General features: G+C 58.6%; 11 protein-coding genes. 4 read left to right on the top strand and 7 right to left on the bottom strand.

Annotated elements, in window-relative coordinates:
- Window positions 1-11: 11 nt before the first annotated feature.
- From HNQ38_RS13705 to HNQ38_RS13695, 3 genes are all read right to left on the bottom strand, one after another.
- Window positions 12-2,321, bottom strand: coding sequence for a vitamin B12-dependent ribonucleotide reductase (locus tag HNQ38_RS13705; protein ID WP_183722353.1), 2,310 nt, complete (start codon window positions 2,319-2,321; stop codon window positions 12-14).
- A 244-nt stretch (window positions 2,322-2,565) separates the two neighbouring features.
- The gene (locus HNQ38_RS13700; protein ID WP_183722350.1) at window positions 2,566-4,134 is read right to left on the bottom strand and encodes a small ribosomal subunit Rsm22 family protein; all 1,569 of its coding nucleotides are present in this window, start codon (window positions 4,132-4,134) and stop codon (window positions 2,566-2,568) included.
- A gap of 873 nt (window positions 4,135-5,007) precedes the next feature.
- A complete protein-coding gene (locus HNQ38_RS13695) occupies window positions 5,008-6,822 on the bottom strand; it encodes an ASKHA domain-containing protein (protein WP_183722348.1) in 1,815 nt (604 codons plus the stop codon).
- Between the two features lie 173 nt (window positions 6,823-6,995).
- Between HNQ38_RS13695 and fliM the strand changes: the two genes are divergently transcribed.
- On the top strand, window positions 6,996-7,976 hold the full coding sequence (gene fliM, locus HNQ38_RS13690) for a flagellar motor switch protein FliM (protein ID WP_183722345.1): 981 nt from the start codon (window positions 6,996-6,998) through the stop codon (window positions 7,974-7,976).
- A gap of 174 nt (window positions 7,977-8,150) precedes the next feature.
- Here fliM and gmhB read toward each other — a convergent pair whose 3' ends face one another.
- The 4 genes from gmhB to HNQ38_RS13670 all read right to left on the bottom strand — a co-directional run bounded on the left by gmhB (window position 8,151) and on the right by HNQ38_RS13670 (window position 11,055).
- Window positions 8,151-8,840: a D-glycero-beta-D-manno-heptose 1,7-bisphosphate 7-phosphatase gene (gene gmhB / locus HNQ38_RS13685; RefSeq protein ID WP_183722343.1), complete on the bottom strand. Its 690-nt coding sequence runs from the start codon at window positions 8,838-8,840 to the stop codon at window positions 8,151-8,153.
- A gap of 171 nt (window positions 8,841-9,011) precedes the next feature.
- Complete coding sequence (locus tag HNQ38_RS13680) at window positions 9,012-9,464, bottom strand: YccF domain-containing protein (RefSeq protein ID WP_183722389.1); 453 nt, start codon at window positions 9,462-9,464, stop codon at window positions 9,012-9,014.
- A 273-nt stretch (window positions 9,465-9,737) separates the two neighbouring features.
- Complete coding sequence (purM, locus tag HNQ38_RS13675) at window positions 9,738-10,799, bottom strand: phosphoribosylformylglycinamidine cyclo-ligase (RefSeq protein ID WP_183722339.1); 1,062 nt, start codon at window positions 10,797-10,799, stop codon at window positions 9,738-9,740.
- On the bottom strand, window positions 10,756-11,055 hold the full coding sequence (locus HNQ38_RS13670; protein ID WP_183722336.1) for a hypothetical protein: 300 nt from the start codon (window positions 11,053-11,055) through the stop codon (window positions 10,756-10,758). The genes purM and HNQ38_RS13670 overlap by 44 nt, the downstream gene beginning before the upstream one ends.
- On the opposite strand from HNQ38_RS13670, the gene HNQ38_RS13665 reads away from it, so the two are divergent.
- From HNQ38_RS13665 to HNQ38_RS13655, 3 genes are read left to right on the top strand one after another with little or no spacing between them, the layout of a single operon-like run.
- Complete coding sequence (locus HNQ38_RS13665) at window positions 11,042-12,214, top strand: hypothetical protein (RefSeq protein WP_183722333.1); 1,173 nt, start codon at window positions 11,042-11,044, stop codon at window positions 12,212-12,214. The two genes, HNQ38_RS13670 and HNQ38_RS13665, sit on opposite strands and share 14 nt — an antisense overlap.
- A 1-nt stretch (window position 12,215) precedes the next feature.
- Window positions 12,216-13,238, top strand: a complete 1,023-nt coding sequence (amrS, locus tag HNQ38_RS13660; protein ID WP_183722330.1) for an AmmeMemoRadiSam system radical SAM enzyme — start codon at window positions 12,216-12,218, stop codon at window positions 13,236-13,238.
- A complete protein-coding gene (locus HNQ38_RS13655) occupies window positions 13,238-13,741 on the top strand; it encodes a cob(I)yrinic acid a,c-diamide adenosyltransferase (RefSeq protein ID WP_183722327.1) in 504 nt (167 codons plus the stop codon). The genes amrS and HNQ38_RS13655 overlap by 1 nt, the downstream gene beginning before the upstream one ends.
- The last annotated feature ends 20 nt before the right edge of the window (window positions 13,742-13,761 follow it).

Here is a 13,761-nt window from a genome sequence, read left to right as displayed (position 1 = left end):
ACAAACCCGAACTAGCCGCAGCGGGAAAAGCCGCAGGCAGGGCAGATAAGGCAACCTTCTTGAAAAACCAGCCTTTCGCCGCATTCGGGGCAGCAACTGCCGGTAAGATCGTTGACAGTGTCCACAACCTCATCCTTGAGATACCGCTGCTCCAAAACCCAGGCGATGGCGTCGGGAATGGAGAGCAACAGCCCCTTGCCGCGAAACACGGGATGCTCCCCGCCAATGCCCTTGATCTGCGCCACAACATCACGAACATGCACGCCGGAACGCAGGGCCAAAGACACAAGGCGGCCTATGGCTTCGGCCTTGGCTGTAATGGACCTGCCTGACTTGCCTATGGTGGCAAAGACTTCAAAGGGCTTGCCGTCTACCTCATTGACCGTAAGGTACATGGCCCCCAGGCCCGTTTGCACCTTACGGGTAAAGCCCTGCACTTCGTCGGGCCGTTTGCGCACCTGCGAAGGAGTGGCTGCAATGGGTGAAACGGATGCTGCACTGCCGGACTGCGCGGCATCGCCCGCTTCAGCTGCTGATTCGCCGTCCATTTTTTTCTGCCCTTCGCCCGTGGCCAGCACCTGAATGCTCTTGCAGCCATCGCGGTAGACAGTAACGCCCTTGCAGCCTTCCTGATAAGCCAGCCAGTAGATTTCGCGAATATCCTGTTCCGTGGCGCTGTTGAGCAGGTTCACGGTCTTGGACACGGCATTGTCCGTATGGCGCTGAAAAGCCGCCTGCATGCGCAGATGCCACACAGGAGCAATGTCCATTGCCGTCACAAAAACTTTGCGCATGGGCGCTGGCAGATAGTCCATGTCCTGAATGGAGCCCTTGGCTACTACCGCATCCATAAGCTCGTGGCTGAACAGTCCCCCGTCCTCCAGCGCAGCCGCAAAGTGCGGATTCACCTCCACAAGGCGCTCGCCGTCCAGAATATTGCGGGTAAAGCACAGGGCAAAAAGCGGTTCAACGCCGGACGAGCAGCCAGCGATGATAGACAACGTGCCCGTGGGCGCGATGGTGGTCACAGTGGCATTGCGGTAAGGCCCAAGCTTGCGCCGGGCATACATTGAAGTTTCATAGGCCGGAAAGGGCCCGCGCTCCTGCGCCAGCACAGCCGAAGCCTTGTGCCCTTCTTCCTGCACAAAGGCCATGATGCGCTCGCCAAGGTCAATGCCCTGCTGCGAATCGTAGGCCACGCCCAGTTGGAAAAGCAGGTCGGCAAAGCCCATAACGCCCAGGCCGATCTTGCGGTTTTTGCGCACGGTTTCGCTGATGCGGTCAAGGGGAAACCGCGAGGCGTCAATGACGTTATCAAGAAAGCGCACGCCCAGATGCACCACACGGCGCAGTTCGTCCCAGTCTATGCCTTTGGCGGCGGGGTCGGCATCATTTTCGTGCCCCGGCACATGAAAGCAGGAAAGGTTGATGGAACCCAGATTGCACGCCTCAAAAGGCAAAAGCGGCTGCTCCCCGCAGGGATTGGTGGATTCAATATCGCCCTGATCCGGCGTGGGATTATCCCTGTTGATACGGTCCAGAAAGACAATGCCGGGGTCGCCGGACAGCCATGCCTTGCGCACCAGCAAGTCAAAAATTTCGCGGGCGGGCAGACGCTTCATGACCTCGCCATTGCCGGGCGACACAAGGTCATAGTGCTCGTCTTTTTCCACCGCCTGCATAAAGGCTTCAGTCAGTCCGACGGAAAGATTGAAGTTATTAAACTCGCCTTCTTTTTCCTTGGCGCCAATAAACTCAAGAATATCCGGGTGATCCACCCGCAGGATGCCCATATTGGCCCCGCGCCGCGTGCCGCCCTGCTTTATCTGCTCTGTGGCAGTATTAAAGATGCGCAAAAATGACACCGGGCCGGAAGCCACGCCGCCTGTGGAGCCCACACGGCTGTCCTTGGGGCGCAGGCGGGAGAAGGAAAATCCCGTGCCGCCGCCGGACTTGTGTATCATAGCCGCGTACTTGACGGCGTCAAAAATCTCTTCAATGGAGTCGCCCACCGGTAGCACGAAGCACGCGGAAAGCTGCCCCAGATCCGTCCCCGCATTCATGAGCGTTGGCGAATTGGGCAGGAACTTCCAGCTGGTCATAATATCATAAAAATCGCGCGCCAGCTGCGGGCACTTCTGGCTGGAACCTTCGTATTTCTCTTCTTCAACGGCAATGGAGGAAGCCACGCGCCAGAAGAGATCACGCGGGGTTTCGACTATTTGGCCATCCAGATTTTTGCGCAGATAACGCTTTTGCAAAACGACTTCGGTATTGGGCTTCAACTGCGGCTGGGGAAGATTTTTTGGCATTTCAGGCATGGGAAGAATAACCTTGGATTGAAGTTGTGCACGGCAAAAACGGCCCTGCGGGACCAAAGCCAAGTATACATGTATACGCAGCAAATAAAAGCCCCGGAAAGTTGAGGTCTATATTAACATATTGAATTAAATTATTTTACATAATGATAAATATTTTTAATAAGCTTCATCTATCATGTGAAAGCCCCCACAAGGCGCGTGCGTGCAGGCCTTGCGGGGGCTTGTTAGCCTTACAAAAGTATTTTTACGATTTTTTTCCAGCCTTGCCGTCACGCCACTGGGGTCTGCGAGAGTTTCTCGCAGGAAAAGGCTGCTGCGGGCGCGATGCGGGAAAGCCCGAAGAAGGGGCCGTAGCAGGCGCAGAACCACCGGGCCGCCGCACGATGCGCGCTCCGCTCTTGCCGTCACGCCGTGCGTCGGGGGTTACCTGCACCTCAAGCAAGTTGCCGGAGGGCAGGCCCTCGGCATCTTCCAGCAACAACAGACCACAAGCCGCACAGGCATAGCGGCCCCGGCCAGCCAGACCGGGCACTGCAAAGGGGGCGGTCAACACGCGGGCCTGCATGGCCCCGGAGGTTTTGCGCCCCTGCCCTTCCGCCCCGGACGAGCCGTCAGGCGCTGCTGCAGGCGAAAGCAGCAAAGGCGCGAGGCTCAGGCCACTCTTGGCAAGTCCGGCATCGGCTGAAAGATTTTCAAGCCAATGGGGAGCATCTTCACTGTCAAAGGTAAAGTGGCACCATGTGCGACCTCCCTGTCGGCTCAACAAAGGACAGGCCGCCTGATGCGGGCAAGGAGCCAGCGCTGTAAGGCCGCCATCCACCGACAGCTGGCGTAAATCCATAATAGTCGAGCCGCCCAGCCGAGTGCCGGGTTCCACGAAAAGCAGCGCAGGCCCAGCAGGCTGCTCTTCTGACCGCCCTCTGGAAGAGCCGTGCGTGCGAAACAGGGGAGCAAGAGTATCCATAAAACGCACAAGCTTTTCCTGACGGCAGTCGTCAGGCCGTTCATCAGGATCTGTGGACTGACCCGGAGCAGTTGTGCGGTCATCTGCGTTGTAAGTGTCCACTACTCCCATCTGGCCTGCGGCATCCATTTCATCTTCATAGCCGTCCAGCGAGCTGGCGCGGCCGCCGCGTTTGCCAAAGCGCAGTTCGTTGAGCACATTGGCGGCACTGACCAGCCAGGGACGAGCCTGCCCTCCGGCCAACAGAGGCGCTGCCTGTCTGGCCGCATGTTCCAGCGGCGCGCGCACAGTCTGCACGGCCCACGGTTGGTGGTATGTCAGCGCGGCCATTTCCTTCAACAGGGTATGCCCCAGTTCCAAAGGCTGCGAAGAGTTGTCCAGAGCCAGCACCTGTATGGGGGCCTGACGCCATTGGGGCCGGGCCAGCCACAGGGCCAGCGGCAAGGTTAGCGGGCCGGAACCCACATCCAGTAACAGAGCTTTGCCGCCCTGAGCCGCAGCCAGATGCGGATCAGGCAGGGGCATGGCCGCCAGCAGGCGGGTAAGCCGCACCAGGTTCCAGGGCAAAAAGTAATACAGGTACGCGCTGACAAAAGCCGGAGTACCCCAATAGGGACGGTCAAGAGCCGCCCGCTCGGTCGTGAGCAGGCGTGACAGCCGGGCCACGTCATCAGGCAGCGAACGCCGATGGGCGGCGCTCAAAGGCCACACACGCGCCAGCACTTCCGGCAGCTGGCCGAGAATATGCCGCACCTCGTCTGTCAGTGGCGGAAACAACGGCGCTGCCCCGCGCCATGCATTAGTATAGACAGCCGCAGGGCGTGGCGCACTGGGCGTATCATCGCGCATATATGCCCGGCTTCTGCCCTGACCAGCTTCGCGGTCTGAAGCATGTGCCGCACCGCTTCTGCCCCTGGCTGGCGCTCCAGCCTTACCGGAATATGGCCTATCTTGTCTGTCGGATCTATCTGACCTGTCAGGCCGATCTGACCTGCCGGATCTATCGGACCTATCAGACCTGTCCGATCTGCCCGGTCTGTCGGACCACTTTGATCTGTCGGATCTGTCAGACCTCTCGGGTCTGTTTGATCTATCAGGTCTATTCGATCTGTCTGGTCTATCGGACCTATCAGGCCGATCTGATCTGTCAGACTTATCAGGTCTGCCCGGTCTGTCGGACCACTTTGATCTGTCAGATCTGTCAGACCTCTCGGGCCTGTTTTGTCTATCGGATCTATCAGATCTGCCGGACCTATCAGATCTATCGGATCTATCGGGTCTACCCGATCTGTCTGGTCTATCGGACCTATCAGACCTATCAGGTCTGCTCGATCTGTCTGGTCTATCGGACCTGTTTGATCTGTCGGACCTGTCGGATCTATCTGGCCGATCGGATCTATCAGACCTGTCGGGCCTATTTGATTTATCGGATCTGTCGGGCCTATCGGTCCTGTCAGACCTGTCGGATCTGCTTTTGTCAGAGCCGGGCTTGCCGGGTCTGCCGCTGCCAGAGCCAGACCTGTCTGCCCCCGCCCTGTCGGGCCGGGAACGATTTTCGCCGTCTTTATCCTGACCGGGCTTGCCTGAGTGTCCGCCACCGGGGCGTGGGCCACCGGGGCGAGACCCGCCGGAACGCGCCGGTTTATCCGAACGCTTGTCGCGTGAAGTGCCGTCGTCGCGGGAGCGGTTCGGGCGGGATTTCTTATTATTCTGGTCTGACATTTATGCTCCAAAGCGCATATGGCGCAAATAGGTCTGATGAAAATTTTCTTCTTCCACAAGAGGCAGCAGCCGTGATGTTGTACACAGGCCAGCCAGATTCTCGCGCATCCGCGCATCTATGGCCAGCAGAGCCGCTCCCTCCAAAGAGGCGTTGCCCACGGCCCGCAGCCGGGGGGCCAGTGCTGAAGGCAAAAAACCAAGGGTTTGCAGGTCATGCGCCCGCACATGTTCGCCCAAAGCCCCGGCCAGACACAGCGCGGCCACTTCGGCAGGGGCCAGCTCCGCCGCCGCCAGCAGGCTTTCCAGCGCCAGGGCAAAGGCCGCTTTGACCTTAAGCAGTTCCTCCACATCGGCGGCGCACAGCCACATGCCGTGGGGCAGCCGCAGCCGCATGCCACCGCTGTCTTTACCAGCCTCAAGATTAGAGGCCAGCCTGCGGGCCAGAGGCATGGTCGGTGCAGCTTCAAAGCCGCCGTCCTTTCGCATGAGGCCCGTTCGCAACAGTACGGCCAGCAATGACACATACCCGGTGGCACTGATGCCGCGCGCCTTGTGCACTCCAGCTTCCGAGCCGAACCGCCCGTTCTCCAACGTCTGAGCAGATATAGCCTGACAGGAAGGGCAAGGGCATTGCCCGCCGTGTTCGGGCCCATCGTTCTCTGGTCTGGCGTCTTCCGGCCTCTGCGCAAAGAAATGCGCATTCAAGCCTGTGGGCGCAAGGCTGAAATCTGTAATAACTCCTGGCCCGGCCAATTGCCCGCACTGCGGGCCAATGCCTTCAAGCGCTGGCCCCAGAGGCACACTGGCCAGTAAAAGCCTGCCCTGCGCGTCCACAAGCGCCAGTTCGCCATTGGTGCCAAGGTCTGCCAGCACAAAAGGCCGGGGCATATCGGCTGCCAGCAGTGCAGCCAGCCCCGCGCTTATGTCGCCACCCACAAAAGGAGCGGGCAAGGGGGGAATGTACACTGGCGGCAAACCGGGCACATCCACATTTTTATGCCCGTGGTGCTCAAGCCTGTAAGGCGCTGCGCACAAACCGTCTACGGGAAGATCCAGAAAAATATCCGTCATGGCCGTATTGGCAGCCACGCACACATCCGTAACCCGTGCTGTGCCGTCCTGCTCAAGAGCATCCACGACACTACGCAGGCTGCGGCGCACCAGCCCGGACAAAACCCTGCGGCCCTGTGGCTGCATGGCCACGGCCAGCCGTGACATGACATCTGCCCCTGCGCCAGCCTGCGGATTCAGAAAGCTGCCCTGGGCTACAATAGCCCCAGCGCCCCCACCAACTGCGCCCCTCTCGTCTACTTCGGGCACAACAACAGCCCGCCAGTATACGGAAGTCGTACCCAGATCCACCGCCAAGGCGACGGAAGCACCCTCTACGGCAGAACTTGCTGGCGGAGTGTTATCCGCCGTTGCCTGCCGCATGTCTACCATAAAGTCGGCATCGGGTGTTTTTTCCGGATCAGAAGGCAGAGCCAAATTTTCTGCCGGAAGCTCCAGTACAAGCTTTGCAGCGTCAGGCACTTGACGGCGGCAAGCCAAACGCCAGCCTTCATTCAGCTCAACGGCTGAAAAAATATCCGCTTCGGCAGGCAAAGGGGCTGGAGCATCAGCCACAAAGCGAACCCGGCAGCGGCCACAGCGGCCCAACCCGCCGCACAGCGGCAATGGAGGCACCAACCCGGAAAGCCAGATGGCCCGAGAAAGGCTTTCGCCCGGTGTGGCCTCTACTTCAAGGGGTGTGACGCCTGCATTTTCCCCGGTAAGGACGGGAGTTCTGGCAGTGGAAAAAAGTTGTAACAGCATGGATGTCGCTCCGGCTGTAGCCTGCCTCAAGGGGCACAGGTTGGCAAGAAAAAGCGTATGGCCCTTACTTTACCGTCCCGGACACTGCACTGCACTTGTCAAAATGGCCTTTTTCTTGCATGGTTTGGGGAAGAAGAACAACCGAACCTTCACCAGATATTTTTGAGGCTGGCATGAACAAAGTTTTGGCGCAAGATGAAGTGGATGCCCTGCTGCGCGGGCTTTCAGGCGGTGAAATCGAAAGCGAAGTCGAGGTCACGGAAGATGATTCCGGCATCGTGTCTTTTGACCTTGCCAATCAGGACCGTATCATCCGCGGGCGCATGCCCGTGCTTGAAATCGTCAACGACCGCTTTGCCCGGCTTTGTACCAACGCCCTTTCCAACTCGGTGCGCAAGCGCGTCGAGCTGAACCCCATATCCATTGATATGACCAAATTCGGCGAATTCATGCGTTCGCTGCCCGTACCCACGTCCATCAACATCTTCAAGATGGATCCCCTGCGCGGCAATGCCATCATGGTGGTGGATTCCCGGCTGGTCTTCGCCCTGGTGGAAAGCGTTTTTGGCGGCGCTGGCTCGCAACCCAAGGTGGAAGGGCGCGAATTCACCCGCATCGAACAGGCGGTGGTGGACAAGATCGTCAAAATCGCGCTGGAGAATATGGAAGAATCGTGGCGGCCCGTGCACGACGTGAAGCTGGAGCTGGTGCGCAGCGAGATCAATCCGCAGTTCGCCGCCATTGTGCCGCCCAGCGACGTTGTTGTGGTCATCACCTTTGAAGTTGAGCTTGATACGGCCCTGGGGTCTATGATTATCTGCCTTCCCTACGCCACCATTGAACCCATCCGCTCCAAACTGCACGCCAGCTTTCAGACAGAACGGCTTGAAGTGGACCATGCCTGGGTGGCGCGCCTTAAAGAACGCCTTCTGGAAACCCCCATTGAACTCAAGGTGCGCTTTGGCGGCACCACCATCACGGGCAACCAGCTGCTGCGCATGCAGGTAGGCGACGTCTTGGTGCTGGATACCGACCAGGAAGACCTGCTGGACTGCACCGTGGCGGGCGTGTGCAAATATCAGGGCATCGCCGGAACCGTGAAGGCCATGAAATCTTTCCAGATCGTCAAGGAAAACGAACCCCAGTACACTTGATGATGTTCGCCGACGGCCCAGGTTCGACACCTGAACATTTCAAAATAAAAGCATTCTATATGTCGCAAGTTCATAACGGAACTTCGCAGACTCCTCCACAGCAAGAGGCCCGGTTTATGCCGGGCCTCTGCGTTTCTTGCCAAATCTAGAGCAGATTATTTTTCAATTCGCTGTTCATTCCTTCATCTTTTCCAGCATACGCGCCGTGCGCAACTGCCGCATACGGGGAGCCAAAATGCGCACCGTGGCCGCAGGCAGATGCGGCACCACAGCCACGCCCTCTGGAACCTCATCATCGTCCTTGTTACTGCTGCCGTCAGGATGCAGCAGAATGCTCTGACAGCCTGCCGCAAGGCCTGCCTGCACATCGCGCACGCGGTCGCCTATCATCCAGGAATTGGCCAGATCAAGCTCAAGTTCGCGGGCAGCTTGCAGTATAAGGCCCGGTTCAGGCTTGCGGCACTGGCACGGCCCGGTGATTTCGGGCAGATGAGAACAATAGTACCATGCGTCCACAACCGCATTCTTTGCAGCCAGCTCTGCATTGACCCATTGTTCCAGCAGGCGCAGGTCTTCGTGCCCATACATGCCGCGTGCAATGCCAGACTGGTTGCTCACCACCACAAGCACATAGCCCACAGCGTGCAGGCGCTTGAGCGCCTCGGGCACACCCGGCAGCCATTGCCAGTCTTCTTTGCGGTGCACATAGCCGGTATCCTTGTTCAGGGTACCGTCACGGTCAAGAAATACTGCCCGCCGCAAAACCTTGCTGTCACCCATATTCTTCTCCTGGCCGTTCTTCACGCGGCTATCGCCGCCATTTTCGGTACGCCAATCCCGCGCATACTGTTCAAGGGCGCTCACACGCCCACCACTGCCCGATCTGTTTATGTGCAGATGCACAGCCTTGTCAGCGACACAGAACAGTATGCCGCAAATCTTGGTTCAACGCAAAAAACAGGCAGGTCATGACATGAAAAACGGCCTCACATCCAGGGAGACATGGGGCCGCAAAGGTATCTGAAAAAACGCAGATCAGCGCTTGTTGTGATAGTCGCGCAGGGTCGCGGCTTCCTCGGCAGCCTGGGCGACCGGAGCGGGCACAATGGTCTTGCCAATGGGGCACAGCGCCAAAGCCGCCAGCTTGACGTGCTGCCACGCGAAGGGAATGCCGATAATGGTTACAGCGCAACAGATGGCCGACAGCAGATGCCCGATGGCAATCCATATACCTGCCAACAGCAGCCAGATGATGTTGCCCACTGTGCCGAACACGCTGGTGCCCACATCAGGAGTGCCAGTCAGCACGTCGCGCGAAACGGGCATTTTGCCAAAGGGGAAAAAAGCGAAGTTGCCCATGACAAAACACGCGCGCCCCCAGGGAATACCCACAATGGAGATGAAACAGAGCACGCCGAACATCCACCACATAAGGCCCATAAAAACGCCGCCCAATAAAAACCACAACGCATTGCCAAGGCAACCCAAGGTGCTGTTCACGGAGTTCCCCCAAGTGTGGGTGATTGCGTTACAAAAAGCCGCGCCGAGGCAATCCTGTTTGCAATGGCCTGAGGATTGCGAGCGCCTGCCCGCTCTGGAGACACAAATACTGCTTTTGCCGCAGTTCAAAGAATACTGATGCCAGACGTTGGAGCGCAGGCTTCAGCCTTTGCGAACGGCAGCATTACTATTTTTGCGTGTCAAATATCAGGGCAAAATGCATTCACCCCTGAGAATGCGTATCCTCAGGGGTGACTTGAACTAGAAGTTCACTACAACCTGTTCGGTTTCATTGCCGTCCTTGCTGCGGCGGGCCACATCACCGATGTGCCAGGCACGCAGATTGAAGGCCTGGATACGGCTGATGGCCTCTTCGCTCTGGTCAGGGGGCAGCACCAGCACATAGCCTATGCCGCCATTGAAAATCTGCAGAATTTCGGGCCAGGAAAGGTCGCCCGTTTCTTTAAGCCAGCGGAAGACAGGCGACATTTGCCAGCTGCCGAAATTAATACGGGCTTCCACCTGAGCGGGCAGCACGCGGGGAATATTATCGTAAAAACCACCGCCAGTGATATGGGCCATGCCCTTCACGTTGAGATCACGCAGAAGGGAACGGACGGCTTCAACATAAATGATGGTGGGGGCCAGCATGACGTCGCGCACGCTGGCGCCGTCGGCTCCGGGAAAGGCGTCGTCAGGCTTGAGTCCACTCTTTTCCAGCACCTTGCGGGCAAGGGAATACCCGTTGGAGTGCAGGCCAGAGGACGCAATGCCTACGATATGGTCGCCCACCTGGATGCCCGATCCGTCAATAAGCTTGGCATTATCGACAATGCCCACGCAAAAACCCGCGAGATCATATTCGCCGGGGGCGTACATGTCGGGCATTTCGGCGGTTTCACCACCAAGCAGGGCGCAGTCGGCCTGACGGCAGCCTTCGGCCACGCCGCCGATGACGGTTTGCGCCGTATCCACATTGAGCTTGCCTGTGGCAAAATAATCCAGAAAGAACAGAGGATTGGCCCCCTGAACCAAAATATCGTTAACACTCATGGCCACCAGATCGATGCCCACGGTATCGTGCTTGTCAAAGGCAAAGGCCAGCTTGAGCTTGGTGCCCACGCCATCCGTAGAGGAAACCAGCACAGGTTCGCTCATGCCGCTGAGGTCAGGTCGGAAGAGGCCGCCAAAGCCGCCTATATCTGAAATGACACCCCTGGTCTGGGTGCTTTGCACCATAGATTTGATGCGTGAAACAAGGGTGTTCCCCGCCTCAATGTCAACGCCTGCCTGCGTATAGGCCTTCGCGCGATCGCTGGACATCCGTAGCCTCCTTTGGATTGGCGTTCTTTAGCAGATTTTGCCGCAAAGCCCAAGCGACTTTTTTAACCGCCCGCTGCGCCCGTTTTTCTTCGTATGCCGCCGCACTTTCCGGTGCGTTATAAAAGCCAGTTCCACTGTTTTCACCAGCGCGCCGCCTCTTCCATTTTTCGTAGACCAGTTTCGCCGCCGCTGCTAGAGTAATACGGGGAGAGAGTGGAAATGCCGCCATTAAGAGGATAGCCATGAAAAAAAACACGGCCATATGCTTGTTGTGCGCCGCTTGCGCTCTGGCTGGAGCTTGCCCGGCTTCGGCAGCCACCAGCGGCGGAGGCTACGTGCCGCCGCCCGGTCAGCAGGGCGGAGCACAAGTTTGGGGCACGCAGGATCTTGAAGGCAGCAACATCGAACGGCGGGCGCGTACTGATACATGGCGCGACAGTAATGGCGACATTATCACTTCTGTGGTGCCGCCGCCACCGCCCCCCCAGCCGCAGCAGTGGAACGGCCCCATCTATGTCACGCCCTGGGTGTCCCCCGATGGCAGCTATACTGGCGGTGGTCAGGGCAGCATTTATCCTGGCGGGCCCATGCCCGGAGTACCCGGCCCTGGCGGTCAATACCCTGGCAGGCCATATCCGGGCGGGCAGTATCCCGGCGGCGGATACCACGGCAATCCCGGTGCACAGTATCCAGGCGGGCCAAACGGCGGATACCACGGCCCCAGACCTTCTGAAAATCATCCCGGCGGCCAATATCAAGGCGGCCCGCGCCCCGGCCATCAGCAGCCCGGCGGCCCCAATGCTCCACGGCCCGGCCCGCGCCCCGGGGTTCCGCAATCTGGCGGCCAGTTTGGCGGTTCCCAATCAGGAGGCCCCCAATTGGGCGGCTCTGGCGGCAACTGGCAGCAAGACCCCTATTTCAACAGCAATCCGCACCCCGGCGGCCCTTCCTGGCCCACAGACGGCCCGCAGCAGGGTTCTGGTTCACCGCAGCAGCAGAATAATACGCAGCCCGCTTATAATAACTACAATTCTGGCAACCAGGGCTATGACGGGCAAAGATACGGGCAGGGCTACAATGCTCAGGAATATGGGGGTTACGCCCCTCCCACCATCAACCAGAGAGCCAATGAAGAGGCCGACATTCTTGCCGACGAACAGCAATGGCGTCAGCAAGGCGATCCGCAATACATGCAGGATGCCATGCCCCAACCCGGCGGACAGCCTTTTGAGGCTCCCCAGCAGGGCTACGGACAACAAAACTTTGAGCAGCCGAATTACGCCGGGCAAGCACCACAGCCAATGCAGCAACGTGCCCCGCAACCGGAACAACCGCCAGTCATGCCCAATGGAGCAGCCGCCCCCGCCGTACCCTACAGCACCATAACCCCCAATACTCCCGCAGGGGGGCGCTGATATGCAGGCGTTACTCTGGCATGCGCTGGACGGCGTACATAAGGGGTCTGTCCAGTGCCGCCTGTGCGCTCAGGGCTGTCGCCTGAAAAAAGGAGACAAAGGTCTGTGCGGCGTGCGGGCCAACATGAACGGCAATCTGGTGACTCTGGTGGGCGACGTGGTCACGGCCATCAATCTGGACCCGGTGGAAAAAAAACCTCTCTACCATTTCTTGCCGGGCACAAAAACATTTTCCATTGGCAGCGCTGGCTGCAACTTTACTTGCAAATTTTGTCAGAACAGCAATATAGCCCACATACCACCCAGCGGCATTGTGCCCGGCAAACGTGCTGCCCCCGAAGATCTGGTGGTTCTGGCCCAGGCAAAACGCGCCCGCAGCATGGCTTTTACCTATAACGAACCAACAGTATTTTTTGAGCTGGCCTACGAAACAGCCGGGCTGGCCACCCCGCGCGGCATCCGCTGCCTGCTGGTGACCAACGGCTATATGTCGGAAGACTGCCTGCTGGCCCTCAGCAGACGGGTATGCGCCGCCAATGTGGACCTCAAGTCATTCCGCGACAGCTTTTACCGCCAATACTGCGGCGCACGGTTGCAACCTGTTCTTGACAACCTCAAGGCCATGCGCAAGCTTGGCTGGTGGCTGGAGGTGACAACGCTGGTCATTCCCGGCGTCAACGACAGCGCCGCAGAGCTTAAGGAAGCGGCAGCCTTTATTCATCATGAGCTGGGCGCTCATACCCCCTGGCATCTTTCAGCATTTCATGGCGCTCACCAGATGGCCGACCATCCCTCTACTCCCCTTTCCAAGCTTGAGGAGGCATGGAGCATTGGCCGCCAGGAAGGCCTGCACTTCGTGTATATCGGCAATGCGCTGAGCGCTATGGGCAGCAATACTTTCTGCCCCCAATGCGGCATTATGGTTATTGAGCGCCAGGGCTACAGTATCAACATGCACATGCAGGCGGGCGCACCGGGCGTTTGCCCTTCCTGCCACACAACCCTGCCCGGAGTATGGACCTGATGATTCTTGTTTACACTGGTGATGGCAAAGGAAAAACCAGCGCCTGCACAGGCCAGACTGTGCGTGCGATGGGTCAGGGCATGAAGGTGGCCTTTGGGCAGTTTATGAAGCGCGACGGACAGGCCGGGGAGCAGACAATGCTGGCTCAATGGCTGGGGCCGCGTTTTCTGGCGGGGGGCCTCGGCTTTTTACGCCGCGACGAAGAACGCCCCGCCCACCGCGAAGCCGCCCTGCGTGTGCTTGACTGGGCGCGGGAGCAACTGCTTGAAGTGGATATGCTGGTGCTGGACGAAAGCCTGTATGCTCTTGGCTCTGGCATTCTTTTACGCGAGGAAGTGGAAGACCTGCTTGCCCGCACGCGCCAGCAGGACAAACATCTCGTGCTTTCAGGCCGTGATGCCCCGGATTGGCTGGTGGAAACAGCGGATCTTGTGACATCCATGACCGAAATAAAACATCCGTGGCGGGCTGGCATCAAGGCTGCGCCGGGCATTGAGTACTAGAAGGCTCCACGTTTTGACGG

It is taken from the genome of Desulfovibrio intestinalis (assembly GCF_014202345.1).
Lineage (GTDB): Bacteria > Desulfobacterota > Desulfovibrionia > Desulfovibrionales > Desulfovibrionaceae > Desulfovibrio > Desulfovibrio intestinalis.
Note: the sequence above shows the minus strand (reverse complement) of the source record. Positions and strands in the feature narration are given on the sequence as shown.

Excerpts from the sequence above, each read along its gene's own strand:
- HNQ38_RS13655 (WP_183722327.1), top strand. The coding sequence starts at position 13,238 with ATGATTCTTGTTTACACTGGTGATGGCAAAGGAAAAACCAGCGCCTGC.
- HNQ38_RS13705 (WP_183722353.1), bottom strand. The coding sequence starts at position 2,321 with ATGCCTGAAATGCCAAAAAATCTTCCCCAGCCGCAGTTGAAGCCCAAT.
- HNQ38_RS13700 (WP_183722350.1), bottom strand. The coding sequence starts at position 4,134 with ATGCGCGATGATACGCCCAGTGCGCCACGCCCTGCGGCTGTCTATACT.
- amrS (WP_183722330.1), top strand. The coding sequence starts at position 12,216 with ATGCAGGCGTTACTCTGGCATGCGCTGGACGGCGTACATAAGGGGTCT.
- HNQ38_RS13665 (WP_183722333.1), top strand. The coding sequence starts at position 11,042 with ATGAAAAAAAACACGGCCATATGCTTGTTGTGCGCCGCTTGCGCTCTG.
- HNQ38_RS13695 (WP_183722348.1), bottom strand. The coding sequence starts at position 6,822 with ATGCTGTTACAACTTTTTTCCACTGCCAGAACTCCCGTCCTTACCGGG.
- purM (WP_183722339.1), bottom strand. The coding sequence starts at position 10,799 with ATGTCCAGCGATCGCGCGAAGGCCTATACGCAGGCAGGCGTTGACATT.
- fliM (WP_183722345.1), top strand. The coding sequence starts at position 6,996 with ATGAACAAAGTTTTGGCGCAAGATGAAGTGGATGCCCTGCTGCGCGGG.